Source organism: Desulfovibrio sp. (genome assembly GCF_034006445.1).
GTDB lineage: Bacteria > Desulfobacterota > Desulfovibrionia > Desulfovibrionales > Desulfovibrionaceae > Desulfovibrio.
Genome location: NZ_JAVESS010000026.1, coordinates 1 through 20,916 on the forward strand (window position 1 = coordinate 1; position 20,916 = coordinate 20,916).

Genomic DNA, 20,916 nt, shown 5'->3' on the forward strand with positions numbered 1-20,916 from the left:
TTGCTCGGTCAGGCGAGCGGTCACAAGCCCCTGCAGGGAGAATGCATTTTGAACGAAACCATTGACGATCTTACAGTACAGTTTGAAGAAAACGGCCAGATCATTGTGAATGAACTGGACAAGGTTGTGCTGAGCAAGGGGCTGTGGACCACCATACTTTTCCGCTACCAGCAGTGGCAGCCTGAAAAGGACGATTTTGGCCCGGATGTGTATGTTATCCGGCGGTACAAAAAGTCCGGCGGCGAGTACCGCCAGCAGTCCAAATTTACCATCTCCAGCGCGGAGCAGGCCCGCAAGATTGTGGACGCGCTCAGCAGCTGGATAAACTAGACGCTGTCGTCGCAAGCGCCTTTCCAGTTGTTTTTGCGATAAATTTCGCCCTGATATGACTGGAAATTCATCTCGCGACACCACTGTCCGGGAGCTTCACGGCAGCATTGCTCGGCGGCTGTGCGCCAAACGCCGCAAAAACGGCGAGCCGCAGGTTCTTACCTGCGGCTCGCCGTTTTTGCTGGATTTGCTGCGCCCTATAGCATGAGGACGCCCGCTTGCGTAACCGCGCAAATAACTTACGTCTCTGGGGCGGGCGACTGCTCAGGCGGCCATGTTCAAAATTTCTGTGAATGCAGGTGGCGTATCGTCTTGAAGGCGCTGCTTCCAATATCCCCGCTCCAGAATCAGAAACCAACCTTGTACTAAACCGTACTCCAATAAGAGTTTTAGGGGGAGGGGGTGTGGGGGAGGAGACCCTTTTGCAAAAGGGTCCCTCCCCCACAAAGCTTTTCCAATCTTCAATCTCCAATCTTCAATCTTCAATCTTCTAGATCTACAGCATTTTGCTTTTGAAACACTCCCTGTTTCAACGCATCATTCAGGCGAAAAACGTGGTTTTCGCCTGAATCCACGCCACTTCGTGGCGGCTGCCGCCTTCGCGTCAGCAGGGCAATTTCAAAGTGAAATTGCCCTAAAGCGCCGCCGCCTGGCCGTCGCCGCGCGGGTCTGCGGCCCCCTGCCAGACGCCGTTGGGCCGCCGCAGTATGGCCCCGGCGTGTCCCATCAGTTCCGTGAAGTCGTCCATGCGCCGCACCACGTGCCCGCGCCGGGTCAATTCCTGTGCGACGCTTTCAGGGATGCGCCCTTCAAGCTTGAGGTCGTTGGATTCTTCGCCCCAGCTTCGGCCCAGCAGCCAGCGCGGCGCGTTGACGGCGTCCTGCGGGCTCATGCCAAAATCCACAATGCGCGTGGTCATGGCCGCTATGGTCTGGGGCTGGCCGTCGCCGCCCATGCTGCCGTACACAAGGTGGGGCTGGCCGTCCTTGAGCAGCATGGCGGGCGTCAGGGTGTGCAGGGTGCGTTTGCCCGGCAGCAGGCAGTTGACGTGCCTGGGGTCAAGGGCAAAGGCGCAGCCCCTGTTTTGCAGCACAAAGCCCGCGTTGTCCGCCACCACGCCCGAACCGAACTCATGATAGATGCTTTGGATGAGCGACACCGCGTTGCCTGCCGCGTCCACAGCGCCCAGCCAGATGGTGTCGCCGCCGGGGGGCAGGGGGGGCAGGGCGTCGGCGCGCCTGTCCATGTGGATGCGCGCCGCCTGCTGCCTGCCGTGTTCAGGGGAAAGCAGGCGCTGTGTGGGGATGTGGGCAAAGTCGGGATCCGTCAGGTAGTGCTGGCGGTCGATGAAGGCCTCGCGGGTGGCTTCAGCCATGACGTGATAGTAGTCGGCAGTGCCCTCGCCAAGAATATCAACATCCATCTGATTGAGGATATTGAGAATCTCCAGTGTGGCCAAACCCTGACAGTTGGGCGGCGGCGTGCAGGCCGTATAACCTCGGTAGTCCACACGCAGGGGTTCGGTCCAGTCAGCGGTGTGGCTGGCGAGGTCCTTGTGCGTGAGCAGGCCGCCCTGCTGCTGCATGGCCTTGATGATGGCCCTCGCCGTGTGGCCTTCATAGAATTCCCGGGGGCCGTTGGCGGCCAGTCGGGCCAGGGTTTCGGCCAGTTGCGGCTGGCGCATGACAGCGCCAAAGCCCGGCGGGTGCCCTTCGGGCGTAAAGTACAGGCTGCGGAAGTCCTCGGACTGATGCAGGCTGTAGTTCGGCTTGCCGCTGCTCACCAGGGCCAGACCGTTGGCCAGGGAGTGTGACACGGCAAATCCGTGGGTTGCGTGTTCCTGCGCCGGGGCCAGCAAATCGGCCCAGTTCAGGGGCGAGGTCATGATTTTTTTGCTGTGGTCAAAAGCCGCGCCCCAGCCGGATACCGCGCCCGGAACGGTCAGAGCCGCCAGCGGGCCGCGCGTGGGCACGGTTTTGTGGCCGCGCTCTGCGTAGAGGGCGGCGGTGGCGGCCTGCGCTGCCCGGCCGCTGCCGTTGAGCGCGCGCAGGCTTTGCGTGGCCGCATCATAGATGAGCCAGAAGTTGTCGCCGCCAAGGCCGCACATGTGGGGGTAGACCACGGAAAGCACGGCGGCTGCGGCAATGGCCGCATCCACGGCCGTGCCGCCCTTGCGCAGGATGTCGCGTCCCGCCTGGGAGGCCAGATAGTGGGGGCTTGTGACCATGCCCCGCACACTCAGGGGGTTGCTGGCCGTGGAAGACGTGAAGGAATATCGGTGCCTGGATTGCATTGTGACCTCGTGCTGGCTGTCCCACAGGGATTCCGGCGCACGGGCGCGCCGAAGATGTTTCGCGGGCAGTATGCCACAGGAGGGCACAAGGAGCAAAGGAAGGGACGTGGCCCGGGCGCAGGCGGGGGCAGAGAGGTTTTTAAATGGAGTGATGCGGAAGGATGCTGTCTCGTGACACCCGTGTCAGAGAAGAAAACTCGGTGTGTTGCACCCCACTGCAATAAAGATTTTAGGGGGAGGGGGCGTGGGGGAGGAGACCCTTTTAGACCAGATTAACTTTGAAATGCTTTACATTTCAAAGTTGTCATTCAGCCGAAAATGCGATTTTCGGCTGAATCCACGCCACGTTGTGGCGCGCTGCACGCTCGTGCAGCGTTAGAGCGTTTAACTTTTTTCAAAGTTAAATGCTCTAAAAAAGGGTCCCTCCCCCACAAAGTATTCCAAAATGACATTACATTGAGGCTACGCGCCCTCTGCGGCTCTGGCCGCCTCGTCGGGGTACAGGGCCTCGATGCCCGCCAGAAAGTCGGTATAGCGTCCTTCCACAATGGCCTGCCGCGCGTTACGGGCAAGGTCAAGAAAATAGGTCAGGTTGTGCAGGGAGTTGAGCCGGAAGGACAGCAGCTCCTGGCTGGCGTACAAATGCCGCAGATAGGCGCGGGAAAAGGTGCGGCAGGTGTAGCAGCTGCAGTTGGGGTCCAGGGGGCCGTCGTCTTCGGCAAACTGCTTGCGCCTGATGTTGATCTTGCCTTGGGAGGTGTAGAGCGTGCCGTTGCGGGCATTGCGGGTGGGCAGCACGCAGTCGAACATGTCCACCCCGGCGTTGATGCCGTTGGCTATGTCCAGCGGGGTGCCGACGCCCATGAGGTAGCGGGGCTTGTATTCGGGCAGCAGGGGGGCTGTGTGGTAGAGCAGGTCGTACATCTGCGCCTTGGGTTCGCCCACGGAAAGGCCGCCGATGGCGAAGCCGTCAAAATCGATGCCGCAGAGTTCTTCAACCGAGCGTTTGCGCAGGTCTTTGTGAAAGCCGCCCTGGGTAATGCCGAACAGCAGATTGTGCGCCGTGCCCGCAGGGTAGGCCGCTCTGGCGCGCTGGGCCCAGCGAGTGGTAAGGGCCAGGGATTTTTCGGTATAGTCGTAGTCAGCGCCGTAGGGCACGCACTCGTCCAGCACCATCATGATGTCCGAATTGAGATTGCGCTGGATTTGCAGCACCTTTTCGGGCGTGAAAAGGTGGCGTGATCCGTCAAGGTGGGAGCGAAACTCCACCCCTTCTTCGCGGATTTTGCGCAGGGAGCTGAGGCTGAAAACCTGAAAGCCGCCGCTGTCCGTAAGAATGGCGCCGGGCCAGGAGGCGAATTCGTGCAGGCCGCCACGTCGGGCCACCAGTTCATCGCCGGGCCGCAGGTACAGGTGGTAGGTGTTCCCCAGGATGACAGGCGCGCCGATGGCCGCCAGATCGTCGGGCGCAATGGCCTTGACCGAGCCCACTGTGCCCACGGGCATAAAGATGGGCGTGGGGATGACGCCGTGAGCCGTGCGCAAAAGTCCTGCACGTGCGGCCCCGTCCCGGTGTTCTATGGTAAAGATGGAATCAGACATGCCGCGCACACTATCTGCAAGCGGCGCCGGATGCAAGGGCCGCCGGATGCGCCGGATGCAAGGGCCGCCGGATGTGCCGGGTGCGCGGGCCGCCGGATGCGCCGGATGCGCGGGCCGCCGGATGTGCCGGGCGCAAGTGGATGGCGGGTTGCGAAGACAGGCTGGCGCAGTTACGAGCGGGGAATTGCTATGGGCTGGCGCTACGGGCCACCGGCTGTGCGGGCTGGCGCGGCTGCGCGGGCTGTTGCGGCGAGTTGGCGCGGTCGTGTGCGGGGAACTGCTGCGGGCTGACGCTACGGGCCGACCCGGCTGCGGCCTGCTGACAGCGGGGCTGGCGCTATGAACTGGCCTGGCTTGCACGGCGGTTGCCGCCGGGGTTGACCAGCGCCTGAAGGCGCGTTTGTACGGACGGCAAACCGGCCGTCTGGCACAGTGGAGACCGTTTGACAGAAGTCGAATAACTGCATACACGAACAGACATATACAGGCACACCAAGGCCTCTTTGCACCAGTTATGGGGAGTCCCCTGCGCGAGGAAGGAGAATGCTTTTTTTTAGCCGCTTTATGCGTCTTTCCGGCCAGAAGACAGCCCCAGTACACAGGGCTTCTGCCGTGGCCCTGTTGCGCGCGGCTTTGGCGCACCATGTCTGTGTGGAAGTGCTGTTCACTGACCGCAACCGTCAGATGGACAATGTGTACTGCCGCATCATGGCGCTGCAGGACAAAAGCCTTCGCCTCATGTCCACCACCAAGTTTTTGCCGGACGCGCTCAACGGCGAGCAGTGTCTGCTGTATTTCAATCTTCCCCGTACGTTCCTCATCAATACATTAAAGATGTCGCCCGGTCAGGCGCGGGCCGGTTTTTTGTGCAAGACCCGCATCATCCATAATCATCTGGAACCCGAAAAGCGCTTTTGCGAAATAGAGGTCGCCATACCTCAGGCATATGTGCAGCGCAGCCTGCGCAAGCACGAGCGGGTCTTTCCCTCACAGGGAATGGTGAAGACCGTGGATTTGTGGCTGCGTGGCAAGCTGCCCAAACATTGGCGCGAACTGGGGCCTGCGGACTTTACTTTCAGGGTGGACGAGCCTTCACGGCTGAAACTCGTCAATATTTCTGCCAGCGGGGCGCGCATTGAAGTTGAAGAAGTGGAAGAGAGCGAACGCTTCCAGAGGCTTACGGGAACGCAAATGCTGCTCTGCGTCGTGCTCAGCGGGCCGGGGCGCAAGCGTTGCGTCGCGCCTGTGGTCTGTCACTGTGTGGAAAGCCTGTACAGCGGCACCTTGCGGCGGCTTTCGCTCCGGCTGCGTTTTCTTCAGGTATGGCAGACCGATGGCTGTGGTCACGGAGCGTGGGACAGGGTGGCCGAGGACGGCGTGGCGACCCTGTGCGACTGGATCAATAACGATTTTTGCCTGCTGACCGAAAAGCCCTCACGATGTCCCTGATTTTTAGAAAAACACTGCTTAGAGCAATGTAACTTTTACATTGCTCTGACGGCTGCGTGAGCAGACGTTCGCTTGGAAGGCGTACGCGCAGTTTATCTGCGCGGTTAATCTGCGCGGTTAAACGCCGTAGTGAGCGTGCCTTAACCTTTGAGAATGTATATTCTAAAAGTTAATCTGCTTTAGAGCAGATCAACTTTGAAATGTTTCACATTCCAAAGTTTTCATTCAGCCGGAAATCGCGTTTTCAGCTGAACCCACGCCACGTTGTGGCGCGCTGCACTCTCGTGCAACGTTAGAGCATTTACATTTTTTCAAAGTTAAAATGCGCTAAATAGCCTCCTGGAAGCGCGCAGTTGTTTCGCTTGGCAAGGCGCGATCTTTTTTCAAGCAGAAGTGGACTCTTCCGTCCTCACTGTTTCAAAAAAAGTGAAGCAAAGCCGCCAAGCGGAATACATCAACATGCCTTGCCCGGCCTGCACCGGGCTTTGAGGCCTGCCCCCCCTGCACCGCGTCTGCCCGCATCACCCGGCTTTGAGCCATGCCCGCAGCGCCCGGTGGTCATTTGCGCCGCCGGGGCTTGACAGCGCTCATGCCGGGCAGTATACAACTCGTTCCTTGCTCGTACCCGTGTGTGCGGGCTGTCAATCCAAAAGGAGAACCACAATGCGGAAATTTGAAACCCTGCTGCTCCTTTCACCGGAGCTTTCCGCCGAAAACCGCGAGGGCATCGTAAACACCCTCACAGCGGTTATCGAGCGTGAAAAGGGCACCATGGAAGAAGTGGACAACTGGGGCATGCGCGATCTCGCCTACCCGGTGCGCAAGCTGATGCGCGGTTACTATGTGCGTCTCGTGTACCAGAGCCCGGCTACCCTGGTGGCCGAACTGGAACGCAACATTCGCATGACTGACGGCATCTTCAAGTTTGTGACCGTCAAGCTGGCCGATGAAGTGGCCGGGGAGGTTGCATAAATGGCGTTCAAGAAAAAATTTGCCCCTCGTCGCAAGTTCTGCCGCTTCTGCGCAGACAAAGACCTGCCCCTGAACTACAAGCGTGCTGATATCCTGCGCGACTTCATCACCGAACGCGGCAAGATCATCGCCCGTCGCATCACTGGCACCTGCGCGCATCACCAGCGCCTGTTGACCCGTGAAATCAAGCGTGCCCGTCAGATGGCCCTGCTCATCTACACCGCTACGCACGATTCCGGCGTCAAGAAAAAGAGCAACATCTAGGAGGCGCATATGAAACTGATACTTCGCGCCGACGTAGAAAACCTCGGCAGTCTTGGTGATGTGGTTGAAGTCAAGCCCGGTTATGGCCGCAACTTTCTGTTGCCCCAGGGCCTGGCCATGGTGGCCTCTCAGGCCAATCTGAAAGTTTTTGAGCAGGAGCGCAACAAGCTCCAGGCCCGCATGGATTCCCTGCGTGGCGAAGCTCAGGAAATGCAGGCCCGTCTTGAAGCCCTTGAAGTGGTCATTACCATGCATGTGGGCGACAATGACAAGCTGTACGGTTCCGTTACCACCACCATCATCGGCGACGCCATCGCCGCCCTTGGTGTGGATGTTGACCGCCGTCGCATTCTTATGGACGCTCCTATCCGCACCCTGGGCGAACACCCGGTGCGCATCCGTCTGCATCCCAGCGTTATCGCAGTGGTGCCGGTGAAGGTAGTGTCCGACCACCAGTCCTTTGAAGAGCCCGCTCCTGCAGCTCCCGCTGAAGAAGCCGAGGCCTCCGAATAGGGGATGTAGTGGTTTCCCACGGTGATCATGGCTCCGCCCCCGGCCCCGAGGCCGGGGGCGCGCCTTTTGGGCAGAACGGCTCTGGCCGTGGCTCAAGGGGTGGGCAGCAGGGGCAGGGTGGCTTCAAGGGCCGCCAGGGCAGCCAGGGCAGCGCCGCTGACAGGGCTGAGGCCGATCTGCTGCGCCGTGTGCCGCCCCACAGTGTGGAATCGGAGCAGGCCGTTCTTGGCGGCGTGCTCATGCGCCCCCAGCTCATGCACTCCATTGTGGACCAGCTGGCGGCCGAAGATTTTTATCTGCCAGCCCACGTTACCATCTACAACGCCTTTCTTGAGCTTTACCGCAAATCCGCACCCATAGACCTGCTGTCCACTGCAGAAATGCTCAAGAGCCGCAGCGCGCTTGAAGAAGCGGGCGGGGCCGTCTATCTTGGTGATCTGGCCCAGGCCGTCGTGTCGGGAGCCAATGCCGAATACTACGCCACCATCGTGCGCGACAAAGCCTTGCAGCGCGGCCTCATTGAAGCCTGCTCGGGCATTATCACCAACTGCTACGACGCCTCCCTTGAAGTGGGAACCCTGCTCGACGAGTCGGAGCAGGCGGTTTTCGCCATTTCGCAGCGCACCTCCGGGCGCGACTTCACCCCCACGCGCGAGCTGCTGGACAAGGTTTTTGACAACCTTTCCCGCCTGGCCGATGCCAAGGACGTCATCACCGGCGTCACCACAGGCTACACCCGGCTGGACAAGCTCACCGCCGGGCTCCAGGCGTCGGATCTCGTCATCGTGGCTGCCCGCCCCAGTATGGGCAAGACGGCCTTTGCCATGTGCATGGCCCTGCACGCCGCCGTGCGCCAGAATGTGCCCGTGGCCGTGTTCTCGCTGGAAATGAGCAAGGAGCAGCTCATGCAGCGCATGCTGGCTGTGTGGGGCAAGGTGGATCTTTCCAAGCTGCGCCGCCCGTCCATGCTCACGGACGAAGACTGGCAGCGCCTGTACACCGCCGCGGACGTGGTGGCCCGCGCACCCATATTTATTGACGATACGCCCGCCCTGACCACGCTCGAACTGCGCGCCCGCGCCCGCCGCCTCAAGGCGGACAAGGGGCTGGGCATGGTGGTGGTGGACTATCTACAACTCATGCGCACCAGCCGCCGCACCGATTCGCGTGAACTGGAAATTTCGGACATCTCCCGCTCCCTCAAGGGGCTTGCCAAGGAAATGCAGGTGCCCGTGGTCGCTCTTTCGCAGCTGAACCGCAAGGTCGAAGAACGCAGCGACAAAAGGCCCATGCTTTCGGACTTGCGCGAATCCGGCGCTATCGAGCAGGACGCCGACGTAATCATGTTTGTCTACCGCGACGACGTGTACAAATTCGTCAAACCCGCCGAGCGCCCGCCACAGGGCGTGGCCGAAATCATCATTGGCAAGCAGCGTAACGGCCCTGTGGGCGTCGCTGAACTCATGTACCTGTCGCCATACACCTCCTTTGAGGATATGGCCCCCGACTGGTCGCCGCCTCCGTCTGAAGGCGGCTAGACAGTGTCGTCACGAGCGCCTTTTCAGGCATCTCTCTGTCGAACTTCTCCTTTTATTCCGGTCGAGTACCATCAGAGTACACGCCCTGCATAAAAGGTTTGTTCTCCTTGGTATGACTGAAAATTCATCTCATGAGCACACTGTCTGGCATCCCTCAGGATTAGAGCTTTTTTGTGGGGGAGGGACCCTTTTGCAAAAGGGTCTCCTCCCCCACACCCCCTCCCCCTAAAATCCTTATTTGCAGCGCCCTTGGTTCAGGCATGCCCCCATCGGTGGCGTTTTTGGCGCTGACCCCCTTTTGGGGTTCATGCGCTCTCAACGCTGGTCACCCTCAAGACTCCTCACCCTCAAGACTGCTCACTTTCAGAACTACCCCCCCAGCGCTTGTCATCCTCAAAGCTGATTTGCCAACCCCTCCAGTGCTTCACTCTCTCAAGTTCCAGCCGGGCTTCTCCAGGCTCTGACCACGGCTCACGCGTGGCAGGCATAGCGCCATTGCCTGTCCCCGCGACAGCGCACCGTGACGTTGCTGCACCACACCCGATATTCCGCATAGTAGGCGTACGGCAGTACAGGCTGGCCAGGATTGTTGCGAGGAACATACGTTATTGGGCGGGAATTGAGGCAGCACCTGCAGGTAAAAGCGTTTGCCGGTATTGTGCATATTTTCACACGCAATTCCCAGGATTTATCAATGCAATAACGGTGCGCAAAAAGAGTACTGTGATACCTGTTTGTCCACACAATGCATGCTGCTGCCAGCCGTGGGGATATGTACCCAATGTAATTACTCTGATTTAAATACGCCACTGCCTTGAGCTGTAGGGTAGTGTGTCGGGTGTTGCAGAAACATCATATCCATAACAATCTGTCAATATTGAATATCTTTTTTAGAAAACTTCCTGCAATTTCCTTGTATCACGGAATTTATCACGCAAAAAGCGCGCAATGCCAACTTTTTTTTGTACTTTCGTTGACAAGCTAGAAAAAGCGTGTTTCTGTGATTGCCATGTGCCGCGTACCGGTAATACGTTTTACTGGATGGGAGCGCGGGAAGATTGTTTTTTTTGTGAGGGTGTTTCATGTCCAAGTCCATTTATGTCGGGAACCTTCCCTGGTCCGCTACTGAAGAACAGGTTCAGGATCTTTTTGCCGAATACGGCAGCGTTCTGTCCGTGAAACTCGTTAGCGACAGGGATACCGGCCGTGCCCGTGGCTTTGGCTTTGTGGAAATGGAAGACGGCGAAGCCGATTCCGCCATTGAAGCTCTTGACAACTTCAGCTTTGGTGGTCGCACGCTGCGCGTCAACGAAGCCAAACCCAGGGCTCCTCGCCAGCCCCGCTACTAGGACTAGGCAACGGACCTTAACGCCCCTGTAACCGGGGCGTTTTTTGTCCTGCGCACAGTCTGGCCGCCAAGGCCATGCGCCATCGGCGTATTTGCCCGCGCGGCACAGTTTAGGGGTTCACTTTAAGTGCGGGCCCGGCAACTCCCTGAATGGTTTGCCCCTTCATGGGTTTGACGAGCCCGCTCGCAGTGTTGCGGGGCACTTGAGGCCCCAGCACGTCAGCCTGTCTGCAAACCTGTCGGCCTGACTGGCCGCACAGGGCATCTCTTGACAGGGCATCTCTTGATTTGTGCGCTTTTTCATTACGCACGTCGCTAAAAAGCCAAACACCCTTTGGGCTGTTGCCCGCATCGGTTGTAGACGCCTCCTTCGGCGCGTACGCCATCTTCCACTCGCCTGTCAGCGCATCTGCCCGTACCCGTCTGCCCGTACCCGTCTGCCTTAATGGCTTCCTGTCTGGCCGCCCGCCTGTCAGCGCAATATGCTTACCCCTGCCTTCCTTCTACCTGAGGGCCCGCCTGTCAGCGTACCTGTGCGCCCGCCTGTGTTGCTACCTGGCCGACGGACTGCCCGTCTGTCTTTCAGCCTGATCGCCTCACTGACCGCCTGACACGATTGCCATTTCTTTGTCCGCTCCGCCTTGCCGAGCGCTGTAATTTTTGCCATTATGGGGCATGACGCTTCCGCCGGATCAACAGACCACCAACTGCAATCCTGCCCGGCGCAACAATCCTTGAGGAGGCAGCATGCTCAACCCCAAACAATGTGTGCTTTACAGCGGCGGCGCCGCCGGAACCGAACAGTTTTTTGGCGCTCTTGCTGAAAGCTGGGGCATGGAAGAAGTGAACTACGGCTTTGAGGGACATCAGACCGAACGCACGCGGGGTGTACGTGTGCTGACCTCTGAGGAACTGGCCCTCAAGGATGTGAGCCTTACCTATGTTTCGCGCCTCATGAGCCGCGAGTATACGCGCGCGCCCCTGTTCCGCAAGGTGTTGCAGTCCATATGCTGGCAGGTCAGCAGCGGCGAGCAGGTCATTGTGGTGGGCGCGGTGCAGCCGGACGGCACGGTCAAGGGCGGAACCGGATGGGGCGCGGAGTTTGCCAAGATATGCAACAAACCCCTGCTGGTTTTTGACCAGCCCCGTAATGCCTGGCTTGACTGGCAGAAAGACAAATGGGTGCAGGTGGAAAATCCCACCATTGAATTTGCGCATTTTGCCGCCACAGGCACACGTTTTCTTGAGGATAATGGCCGCGTAGCCATTCAGAATCTTTTTGCCCGCTCGTTTACGCGTTAGAGCATCTTAACTTTGAAATGCGAAGCATTTCAAAGTTGATCTGGTTTAGACCTGTTGCTTTTCCCGGCCCGGTATTCCGGGCCGGGTCAGCGCCACGTCAGCGGACACAGACCGGCTGCCGCGCCATTTGTCGCGCGGCTTCTTCATTCCTCCCGGAGAATTCATGAGCCATCAATTCAGCCCAGAAGAACAGGCGGTCCTGCGTATTGTGCAGGATAATCTGCCCGACAGCCTCACCCCCTACGCCGATTTGGCGGAGCAGGCGGGAATGACCGAAGCCCAGGTGCTTGAGCTGCTTGGCCGTCTCAAGGAATCCGGGGCCATCCGCCGTTTTGGCGCGAGCATCAAGCACCAGAAGACCGGCTGGACGCACAACGCCATGGTCGCCTGGAAGGTTAAGCCCGAACAGGTTGAGGCCTGCGGCCGCAAAGTGGCCGAGCACACCCATATTTCGCACGCCTACTACCGCCCGAGCGCCGCCGCTGACTGGCCCTATGAACTGTATACGATGATTCACGGGCGCAGCGAGGCCGAGTGCCTGGGCGTGGTGGAAGACGTCATGAAGATGACTGATCTCAAGGAGCACGCCATCCTGCGCAGCCTCAAGGAACTGAAAAAAATTTCTATGACGTATTTCGCCTGAAGGAGACCAGAATGGATACGATTTCGCGCCAGCTTTTTGAAAAGGCCCAGGTGGTCATTCCCGGCGGCGTCAACAGCCCCGTGCGGGCCTGCCATAATGTGGACAGCCACCCGCTTTTTATCGCCGAAGCGCACGGTTGCCACCTGACCGACGTTGACGGCCGTCAGTACATCGATTTCGTGCTTTCCTGGGGCCCAATGATTCTTGGGCATGACGAACCCTCCGTCACGCGCGCCGTGTGCGACGCCGCCCATCGCGGCACCAGCTATGGCGCTCCCTGCCCCGACGAGGTGTCCCTGGCCGAAGCCGTGGTGGCCGCCATGCCCGGCCTTGAAATGGTGCGCATGGTCAATTCCGGCACAGAGGCCACCATGAGTGCCCTGCGTCTGGCCCGCGCCGCCACCAAACGCGACAAGGTGCTCAAATTTGTGGGCTGCTACCACGGGCATGCCGACCCCTTCCTGGCGGCCGCAGGTTCCGGGCTGGCCACTTTCTCCATACCCGGCACGCCGGGCGTGCCCGAAGCTGTGGTGGCCGACACCCTCCTTGCGCCGTACAATGATCTGGATGCGGTCAAGGAATGCTTTGCCCAGCACGGCGGCAGCATCGCCGCCATCATTGTGGAGCCAGTGGCCGCCAATATGGGCCTTGTGCTGCCCAAACCCGGCTTTCTCGAAGGGCTGCGCGCCATATGCGACCAGTACCAGAGCCTGCTCATTTTTGACGAGGTCATCACGGGATTTCGCGCGGCCTTTGGCGGGGCGCAGGCGCGCTTCAAGATAGATCCCGACCTCACCACCTTTGGCAAGATTATCGGCGGCGGCCTGCCTGTTGGGGCTTTTGGCGGCAAGCGCCGTTATATGGAGCTTGTGGCTCCGCGCGGCGGCGTGTATCAGGCGGGCACCCTTTCGGGCAATCCCCTGGCCATGGCCGCTGGCCTGGCCACGCTCGCCATCCTCCAGAAGTCGGATTACGCCGCCCTTGAAGAGCGCACCCGCAAGTTCGCTTTCAGCCTGCGCGACATCATTGCCGCCAAGGGCGTTCCCTTGCAGATGCCGACCCTGGCCTCCATGTTCTGCCCCTATTTCAGCGAACATGAGGTGACGGATTTCGCCAGCGCGCAAAAGTGCGACCAAAAGCTCTTCACGTCGTTTTACAAGCAGATGCGGGCACAGGGCATTTACCTTGCGCCTTCGGGCTATGAAACCGGCATGGTGTCCTTTGCCCATACGGACGATGACTTCAACAGAACTCTGGACGCGGCCCGCAAGGTCATTTTTTAGAGCCTGTTGCCTTTGATTTGAAATAACGTTGCCGGGCGCTGCACGAGAATGCAGCGCTCGACAACACGGCGTGCATTCAGCCGCAGCGCGCATTTTTCGGCTGCATGACGCCTTTGAAAGGCAATGCCTTTCAAAGTACCCTGAATTCAGAGACTGCCGGGCGCGGTCATTGCGCCACACGGTGCATTCTTTCATGCCACAGGCCGCATCCATCAAGCCATACGCGGCGGCAGACCGCCGGAGGCATTTGTGCACCCCGCTTTAGAAAAAAATTCTCTTGCCTGCTATGCCCTGAGCGCTTCTGCCTTGCCCTTGGCACGGCGGCTCAAGTCTCTGCTGGCCGGAAAGCCCTGGACTGTGCCCAAGGGGGGCCGTCTGGCGGAATGCCAGATATTCGCGCCAGAGCGCTTTTGCCCCACGGACGCGCAGGCTTTTGCCAGGCTGGGCGAACTGCTCGCGACAACCTACAGGCAGCATGCCGCGCACGTTTTTATTGGAGCCACGGGCATTGCCGTTCGCGCCCTGGCACCCCTGCTTGTGCATAAAAGCGAAGACCCGCCGGTTCTGGTGCTTGATGGGGCGGGCGCCTTTGTCATCAGCCTTCTTTCCGGCCACTGGGGCGGCGGCAACGAACTGGCCCGCCATGTGGCCAAGCTGCTCCGGGCGATTCCGGTCATTACTACGGCCTCCGACGTCGCGGCGGAAGAGGATGCGGCTCCGACTCCGGCTGAAAACGTAAAGCCCGCCGCGCCTTCCGACGGCCAGCCCCATGCGGACGGCGATCACCCCCTGGCCCTCGATCTTTTGTTGCGCGATACAGGGCTGCGCATTGTGGACTGGCAGCGCTTGCCGCGCGCGCAGGCCGCGCTGCTGGAGGGGGACAGTCTGGACGTGTGGGATCCCTGCCACGCGGTGCCCGCACATCCCGCGCTCAGGCCCGTTGCCTGCGAGGCCGAAGCCATCGCGCCGCCGCCGTCCTTTCTGTCAGCCAAGCGTGAAGCGCATGCACCGCCCCGTCTGGCTGCGCACTGGCGTCGTTTGCCGCTCTCGGAAGGGCTGCTGCGTGTGGCAGTGCCGCGCCTGTATGTGGGCCTGGGCTGCCGCAAGGATTTGCCATCGGGAATGGCTCTGGCGGCTTTGCGTGAATTTTTTGAAGTCCACGGGCTGGAAACGCAGGCCATAGCCGCCCTGGGCACGGTGACAGAAAAATTGAAGGAGCCAGCCCTGCGCGAGCTGGCCTTTCGGCTCAATGTGCCCCTTCTGGGTTTTGATTCCGCGCGCCTGGCCCAGTGCCCGGTGCCCAACCCTTCCGAAGCGGCGGGGCGGCGCTTTGGGCAGCCGCCCTTCAGCGTGTGCGAGGCTGCGGCCCTGCTGGCTGCCAGCAAGGAAAGCGGCGCAGGCGAAGCGCGGCTTCTGGTGTGCAAGGCTATTTATCAGTCACAGCTGACCATTGCCGTGGCCCTGTCCCCGGAAGCAAAAGACACCGCTGCCGACCCTGAAAAAGATACTGAAAAAGAGTAGGTCATGACTCAAGCTGCCAGCCTTCACGTGGTGGGCCTTGGCCCCGGCCATGCCGACTGCCTTACGCCCCAGGCCCGCGCCGTTCTGGAGCAGGCCCAATGCATTGCGGGCTATCATCTGTATATGGATCTGGTTCCGCCGGAGCTGCTTGAAGGCAAACAGCGCATCAGTACGGGCATGCGGCATGAAACTGAACGCTGCGAAGCAGCGGTGGACGCCGCTCTTGCCGGGCAGGCCACGGCTCTCGTCTGTTCGGGCGACCCCGGCATTTATGCCCTTGCCGGACTTGCCCTTGAAGTGCTGGAATCCCGAAATCTTGTGGGGGTTGTTCCCTTTGGCGTCGTGCCGGGGGTGCCTGCCGTATGCGCTGCAGCGGCCCTGCTGGGTGCTCCCCTGACCCACGACTTCGCCTGCATCAGCCTGAGCGATCTGCTCACGCCGTGGGAAACCATTGTCAAAAGACTTACCGCTGCGCTTGAGGCTGATTTTGTCTGTGTCATCTACAATCCCCGGTCCAAGGGCCGCCCCGGCCATCTGGACGCCGCCCTGGCCCTGGCCCGCCGTTTTCGCGAGCCACAGTGCCCGGTGGGCCTGGTGCGCCAGGCGTACCGTCCTGAACAGAGCGTAAGCGTACACAGGCTGGACGCCTTTGATGCAACACAGGTGGACATGCTTTCACTGCTGATTATCGGCAACAGTGAAAGCAGATCGATTGAGTCATATATGCTCACACCAAGAGGATATGCACGCAAAAGGCAGCCAAAAACTGACAAATAACTTGAAAATGTATTTCATGGCGGCCATTGACACGCCGCCATGCTGGCCGTAAGCTCGCAACAATTCTCATGTGTCGTTTTTTTTACCATGGAGGACTGTCGTGAAAAAATCCCTTGCTCTTACCTGTATGTTGGCCCTGCTCTTTGCTGTAAGCGCTTGGGCCGCCCCCGCCGTGCCCGACAAACCGCTGGAGATCAAAGGCTCTCAAAAAACTGTCATGTTTCCCCACGCTCCTCATGCCAAGGTGGAATGCGTGACCTGTCACCACCCTGTTGACGGCAAGGAAAGCTTCGCCAAGTGCAGCAACTCCGGCTGTCACGATGACCTGACCGGCAAAAAGGGTGAAAAGAGCCTGTACTACGTGATCCATACCAAGACCGGGCTCAAGCACACCAACTGCATGGAATGTCACACCAAGACCGTGGCCGAAAAGCCCGATCTCAAGAAAGACCTGACCGCTTGCGCCAAGTCCAAGTGCCATCCGTAAGCCTGGTATTTGTTCCGGCCTTGTAGAGTCTTTTATAACGTCTGTACTTCTCTTGGCCGGACCTCATATAAAGGCGGCGCAAGCTCTGCTTGCGCCGCCTTTTTGCGTTCGCCGTGGGAGAGGAGAATACTTTGTGGGGGAGGGACCCTTTTGCAAAAGGGTCTCCTCCCCCACGCCCCCACCCCCTAAAAATCTTATTTGGGGGAGTCGAAGCAGCCTGTCCAGCTGCGCAGCATCCCAAAGGGTAGGATTCTCGTGGAATGCTGGTTACAAAAATACCCCGGCAAAAGCAGTGCTTTTGCCGGGGTGTCGCAACAATGGGCCGGGTAGGGGCTTAGCCTTCCTGGCACTTCTTTTTGAGGGCCTCGGCAATGGTCTGGCCCATGTCATAGCAGGCCTTGAGAACATCGCGGTCGGGCCGCCAGCTGCACTTCACAGGCTCCACGGGCATATCCATGTGCATGTCGGCCAAATGTTCCTGCAACTGCTTGGGCGCTTCACCCGACCAGCCGAAGGAGCCGAACGCGCCGCCTATGCGGTTCAGGGGGCGCAGCCCCTTCATGTAGGTCAGTTGGGCGGCCACCAGGGGCAGAATGGTGTTGTTGTGCGTGGGGGAACCCGCCAGCACCGCGCCGCAGTCCGCCAGTTCCGTCATGACGGTGCTGTGGTGGTTGCTTTTGACAGACATGATGCGCGTGGGCACGCCATTTTCTTCCAGGCCGCTGCAAATGGCATAGGCCATGGTTTCCGTGGATTGCCACATGGTGTCGTAAAAGATGAGCGCGCGCTGCTGCGGCTTTTGTTCGGCCATGGCGCGGTACATGTCGATGATGCTGCGCACGGCCTTTTCACCACGATGGATGAGGCCGTGGTCGGGCGCGATCATGTCGATGTCAAGCTGCTCCACAATGGGCAGCGCCTTGAGCACCATGGGTGAGTAGGGCAGCACGATATTGTAGTAGTACTCTTTCACGCGGCGCAGGTATTCGCCATCGTCGCCGAAGTCGTCCACAAAGCGTGCGGAGCTCGCTATGTTCTGGCCGAAAATGTCATTGCTGACGAGCAGCTTTTCTTCAGGAATGTACGAGACCATGCTGTCGGGCCAGTGCAGCATGCGCGTTTCCTGAAAAACGATGGTACGCTTGCCCAGACTGATGGTGTCGCCGCTTTTGACGGCCTGCACGGGCCAATCCTTGCTGGCGAAATATCCCGCCAGGGACTTGAGCCCGGCCTGGGAAACAAAAAGCTTTTCGGGCTTGCACCGCTCCATGATGGTCTCAAGAGACCCGGAGTGGTCAAGTTCAAGGTGGTTGCAAACGACGTAGTCGATTTTTTCAGGATCCAGCACCTTGGCCATGCGGCACAGCAGGGTGCCTTCGCAGCCGGAGGCCACCGTGTCCATCAGGACATTTTTTTCGTCTTTGATTAGATAGGCGTTGTACGTGGAGCCGTCCGGGGATCGGGAATACCCGTGGAAGTCCCGGTGGTCGTAGTCCACGTAGCCTATCCAGAATATGTCTTTTTTAATTTCAACAGGTTGCATCTATTTACTCCGGAATGTGGGGTCTTCCCGTTTACGAAAAGCCCCGCTTTACCGCACGCAGCGGCAAAGCGGGGAGAAAGCAAGTAAAATACCAAGGTTAGGCTGGGCTGAACTGATCCTTGCTCACTCCGCAAACCGGGCAGCACCAATCATCGGGCAGCTGGTCGAAGGGAACATTGTCATGTTCGGCGGGATCATATTCATAGCCACAGACGGTGCAAACATACTTCTGCATTGAAATCCTCCTGAGGGAATGCGCGGAATCCCGCGCTTGGTAACGTGTTTATGAAATTTAGTTCTGAGCCTTCCAGTGACCGTGCAAATTGCAGAATTCGCGGGCGGTTACCTTGGCTGCGTCAATGGCAAAGAAAGCCTCGGGCGCGTCGCCGGGCTTGAGGAACTTTGTATAGCTTCTGCCGTCGGCCAGCAGTTCAATCCATTCAATCCAGTGCTTTTCTTCCATGGGGTGAGGCACGCTGCCCACTTTCACCAGATAGCCGCCGTCAACCTTTTCAATGACGGGAACGTGCTTTTCCATGGCGCCGTCAGTGGCGCCCTCTACCATCAGCTTCATGGGCTCGCCACAGCAGACGATGTCGGCGCCGCCGCCATGCAGAACTTCAACAATATTACCACAGTGGGTGCACTTATAAACTTCCAGATGCTTGGGCATGGTTTCCTCACAGACGTTTAGGCCAACACGGCCTTGATATGATTTGCCGCCCGGCTTGCCAGGCGGGGGCCATACAACCGCGTATGCGCTCTTATGGCCCCGGATACCGATAATTATTCTGAAAGAAGTCGGGGCCAAAGTAAAGCGTTTTTATGGAAATTAGTAATTATTACCAAAAAAGGAGATGTGGCAGACCGTGATGTCTGTTCACTCAATCAGTTGCACAGAAAACGGCCTGGCGCAAGAGCAATTTCATGTTTTCGACGGTTTGTGTTGTGATTGTCTTGCACCAGCGCGAGCATCCGCCCGACATGAAGGCGAGCGTGGCTCTTCTGTGCTGGCACGCCAGGGGAGGGTGCGTGCCGGATGCTCGGTGCATGTTTGGCTTCCTTTGGCGGTGCTTCAGGAAGCCGCTCTTGGAAGGGCCTTCTTTGCAGCTTGAGCAGATGCCTGGGAAGTTTGTGTGCTGGCAGGAGACGCCGCTTCTGAGGTCGCGCAGCAGGGCGAACTCCCATTATAGCCAGATCGAATACAATAAGAGTTTTAGGGGGAGGGGGTGTGGGGGAGGAGACCCTTTTTAGAGCATGTACCTTTGAAAAAAGGTACATGCTCTAACGCAGCACGAGAGTGCAGCGCGCCACAACGTGGCGTGGATTCAGCCGCAAATCGCATTTTCGGCTGAATGACAACTTTGAAATGTAAAACATTTCAAAGTTAATCTGGTCTAAAGAGGGTCCCTCCCCCACAAAATATTTCAAAGTTAATCTGGTCTAAACAGGTCCCTCCCCCACAAAGCATTTCAATATTACTCTGAATTAGGGGGCGGTGGATTGCGGCAGGGTTTCCGCAGGAGGTCTTGCTTCCGGGGGTGTCGGGGCAGGGGGCTGATCCTGCGTGTCAGCCTTTGCCGCGTCCGGAGCAGCGGCGTCGGAGGCAGCGGAGCCAGAGGCAGTAGCGTCAGAGGTGGGGGCGTCCGGATCAGTGGCGTTTGGGGGCGTTGCAATCCGCACCGCACCCAGCACGTTGGGCAGCAGGGCGCGCAGATCGCCCGTCACAAGAAATCCGGCCGGGCTTATGCCCAGCAGTTCATGCTGCCAGTGAGCGGAGCGTACCAGCAGGCCTGCCTGTCCGCCGCCTTCAACATACATGACGGTGCGCACGTTGAGGGGCAGGTGTAAAAGCTGCTGCGCAAAGGCGTAGGCTTCTACCGGCTGCCTGCAGTGCAGAAAGAGAATGCGGCCGTCGCCGTCCTGGGCCACGGCGGAAATGGAGTAGTGGGGGCCGCCGGGCGACCAGAGGATGCGCCTGTCGGCGCTGGTCATGCGGTAGTTCTGGATTACCAGGCGGTACTGGGCGATGCGCTGCTCCCACTGCGGGTCGTCCCGATCCACAATGGCGGCTCCGGGCAGGCTCGGCTGGGTGGGCCCGGCCACAAAGAACGCGCCAAAGCGTTGCACCACGCGTCTGTTGTTGAAGTGATCGTCCTGCTTCATGTAGCCCGTGCTTGTGCTGCCATCGGGCAGATACATGCTGGCGTTGATGGCGGCGGAAAGATCGTACTGCTCGGCCCACTGGTTGAGCGAGCGCAGGGGGCCGCCGTCCTGAGAACGGGCGCAGAGTATGAAATTGAAGTAGGCGGGATCAATGCGCAGGGCCGTCAGCAGGGCTTCGTTATCATTGAGGCGGAACTGGCCGAAATCAAGGCCGGGTTCCAGTTGCCGCCAGTCGGGCTTGCCCTGATCGTCAATGCCGGCGGAAGACGGCGCGGGAGCGGCCACGACGGGAGCGGGTGTGGGAACGGGCGTGCTGACGACAGCGGCAGGCGCGGCCGTTTCGGGCGTGGGATTTTGCGCCACGCCGGGCACAGTGCTGGCGTCGGCGGCCCCGGTATTGGCAGCGGCTGGGGGGGCAGCGCCCGTAGCTGCGCCCGTAGCTGCATCAGTCGCGGCGGCAGTGTCAATGACAGTAGCAGCGCCCGTGGCAGCGCCTGTAGCGGAGGCAGTATTTGTGGCAGTATCTGTGGCAGTATCTGGGCCAGCGCCGGGGCTGCCAACTCCGGCCAGGGGCGCTTCCGGCGGGGGGGGCTGGGCCGAGGCCACATGCGGGGCACACCAGAGCAGCAGGGCTGTCAGGGTGCAAAGGGCGCACGCCAAAAGAAAGACGCGACCTGAAAGGAAGCCTTGTGTCCTGCCGGGGCAGGCGGCGCGCGGAACATGGCCGCACGCAAAAATGCCTGTATGTATTTTCATAATATGCTGTTGGGCTTGCCCCTGAATTACGACCAAGCCAGTCATTTTGCAAGGCACCCCGGCCTTTTTTCTTGACATATCAGCTTATCTAGATATACACATAAATACATCGGCCTCCACAAAAACTGG

At 59.3% G+C, this 20,916-nt stretch carries 19 protein-coding genes; 13 read left to right on the forward strand and 6 right to left on the reverse strand.

Features of this window, described 5'->3' with window-relative positions:
• Positions 1–48: 48 nt before the first annotated feature.
• Positions 49–330 (forward strand): hypothetical protein, encoded by a 282-nt coding sequence (locus tag RBR41_RS13380; RefSeq protein ID WP_179980004.1) that lies wholly within the window; start codon positions 49–51, stop codon positions 328–330.
• 634 nt (positions 331–964) lie between these two features.
• On the opposite strand, the gene ggt is transcribed toward RBR41_RS13380, so the two are convergent.
• Both ggt and tgt read right to left on the reverse strand, forming a co-directional pair.
• The gene (ggt, locus tag RBR41_RS13385; protein ID WP_320353148.1) at positions 965–2,623 is read right to left on the reverse strand and encodes a gamma-glutamyltransferase; all 1,659 of its coding nucleotides are present in this window, start codon (positions 2,621–2,623) and stop codon (positions 965–967) included.
• A gap of 462 nt (positions 2,624–3,085) precedes the next feature.
• Positions 3,086–4,225 (reverse strand): tRNA guanosine(34) transglycosylase Tgt, encoded by a 1,140-nt coding sequence (tgt, locus tag RBR41_RS13390; RefSeq protein WP_320353150.1) that lies wholly within the window; start codon positions 4,223–4,225, stop codon positions 3,086–3,088.
• A 543-nt stretch (positions 4,226–4,768) separates the two neighbouring features.
• On the opposite strand from tgt, the gene RBR41_RS13395 reads away from it, so the two are divergent.
• The 12 genes from RBR41_RS13395 to RBR41_RS13450 all read left to right on the forward strand — a co-directional run bounded on the left by RBR41_RS13395 (position 4,769) and on the right by RBR41_RS13450 (position 16,322).
• On the forward strand, positions 4,769–5,674 hold the full coding sequence (locus RBR41_RS13395; protein WP_320353152.1) for a hypothetical protein: 906 nt from the start codon (positions 4,769–4,771) through the stop codon (positions 5,672–5,674).
• A gap of 663 nt (positions 5,675–6,337) precedes the next feature.
• The gene (gene rpsF, locus RBR41_RS13400; RefSeq protein WP_320353153.1) at positions 6,338–6,646 is read left to right on the forward strand and encodes a 30S ribosomal protein S6; all 309 of its coding nucleotides are present in this window, start codon (positions 6,338–6,340) and stop codon (positions 6,644–6,646) included.
• Complete coding sequence (gene rpsR / locus RBR41_RS13405; RefSeq protein ID WP_320353154.1) at positions 6,647–6,910, forward strand: 30S ribosomal protein S18; 264 nt, start codon at positions 6,647–6,649, stop codon at positions 6,908–6,910.
• Positions 6,911–6,919: 9 nt separating this feature from the next.
• The gene (rplI, locus tag RBR41_RS13410) at positions 6,920–7,423 is read left to right on the forward strand and encodes a 50S ribosomal protein L9 (RefSeq protein WP_320353156.1); all 504 of its coding nucleotides are present in this window, start codon (positions 6,920–6,922) and stop codon (positions 7,421–7,423) included.
• Positions 7,424–7,602: 179 nt separating this feature from the next.
• Positions 7,603–8,961 carry a replicative DNA helicase gene (gene dnaB / locus RBR41_RS13415; protein ID WP_320353174.1) on the forward strand — a complete coding sequence of 453 codons (1,359 nt, stop codon included), beginning with the start codon at positions 7,603–7,605 and terminating at the stop codon, positions 8,959–8,961.
• Positions 8,962–10,043: 1,082 nt separating this feature from the next.
• Entirely contained in the window at positions 10,044–10,310 is a 267-nt protein-coding gene (locus tag RBR41_RS13420; RefSeq protein WP_022659825.1) for an RNA recognition motif domain-containing protein, read from the forward strand.
• Between the two features lie 746 nt (positions 10,311–11,056).
• A complete protein-coding gene (locus RBR41_RS13425; RefSeq protein ID WP_320353157.1) occupies positions 11,057–11,611 on the forward strand; it encodes a hypothetical protein in 555 nt (184 codons plus the stop codon).
• A gap of 163 nt (positions 11,612–11,774) precedes the next feature.
• A complete protein-coding gene (locus RBR41_RS13430) occupies positions 11,775–12,254 on the forward strand; it encodes a siroheme decarboxylase subunit beta (RefSeq protein ID WP_320353158.1) in 480 nt (159 codons plus the stop codon).
• A gap of 11 nt (positions 12,255–12,265) precedes the next feature.
• Complete coding sequence (gene hemL, locus RBR41_RS13435; RefSeq protein WP_320353159.1) at positions 12,266–13,537, forward strand: glutamate-1-semialdehyde 2,1-aminomutase; 1,272 nt, start codon at positions 12,266–12,268, stop codon at positions 13,535–13,537.
• Between the two features lie 249 nt (positions 13,538–13,786).
• Entirely contained in the window at positions 13,787–15,058 is a 1,272-nt protein-coding gene (locus RBR41_RS13440; protein WP_320353160.1) for a cobalt-precorrin 5A hydrolase, read from the forward strand.
• A gap of 3 nt (positions 15,059–15,061) precedes the next feature.
• Positions 15,062–15,835: a precorrin-3B C(17)-methyltransferase gene (cobJ, locus tag RBR41_RS13445; RefSeq protein WP_320353161.1), complete on the forward strand. Its 774-nt coding sequence runs from the start codon at positions 15,062–15,064 to the stop codon at positions 15,833–15,835.
• 100 nt (positions 15,836–15,935) lie between these two features.
• The gene (locus RBR41_RS13450; protein ID WP_320353162.1) at positions 15,936–16,322 is read left to right on the forward strand and encodes a cytochrome c3 family protein; all 387 of its coding nucleotides are present in this window, start codon (positions 15,936–15,938) and stop codon (positions 16,320–16,322) included.
• Positions 16,323–16,656: 334 nt separating this feature from the next.
• Here RBR41_RS13450 and RBR41_RS13455 read toward each other — a convergent pair whose 3' ends face one another.
• The 4 genes from RBR41_RS13455 to RBR41_RS13470 form a co-directional block, all read right to left on the reverse strand.
• Positions 16,657–17,865 (reverse strand): FprA family A-type flavoprotein, encoded by a 1,209-nt coding sequence (locus RBR41_RS13455; protein WP_320353163.1) that lies wholly within the window; start codon positions 17,863–17,865, stop codon positions 16,657–16,659.
• Between the two features lie 97 nt (positions 17,866–17,962).
• Complete coding sequence (locus RBR41_RS13460) at positions 17,963–18,100, reverse strand: rubredoxin (protein ID WP_179979990.1); 138 nt, start codon at positions 18,098–18,100, stop codon at positions 17,963–17,965.
• A 57-nt stretch (positions 18,101–18,157) separates the two neighbouring features.
• Positions 18,158–18,538, reverse strand: coding sequence for a desulfoferrodoxin (locus RBR41_RS13465; RefSeq protein WP_320353164.1), 381 nt, complete (start codon positions 18,536–18,538; stop codon positions 18,158–18,160).
• Positions 18,539–19,353: 815 nt separating this feature from the next.
• Positions 19,354–20,787, reverse strand: coding sequence for a phosphodiester glycosidase family protein (locus RBR41_RS13470; protein WP_320353165.1), 1,434 nt, complete (start codon positions 20,785–20,787; stop codon positions 19,354–19,356).
• Positions 20,788–20,916: the final 129 nt, after the last annotated feature.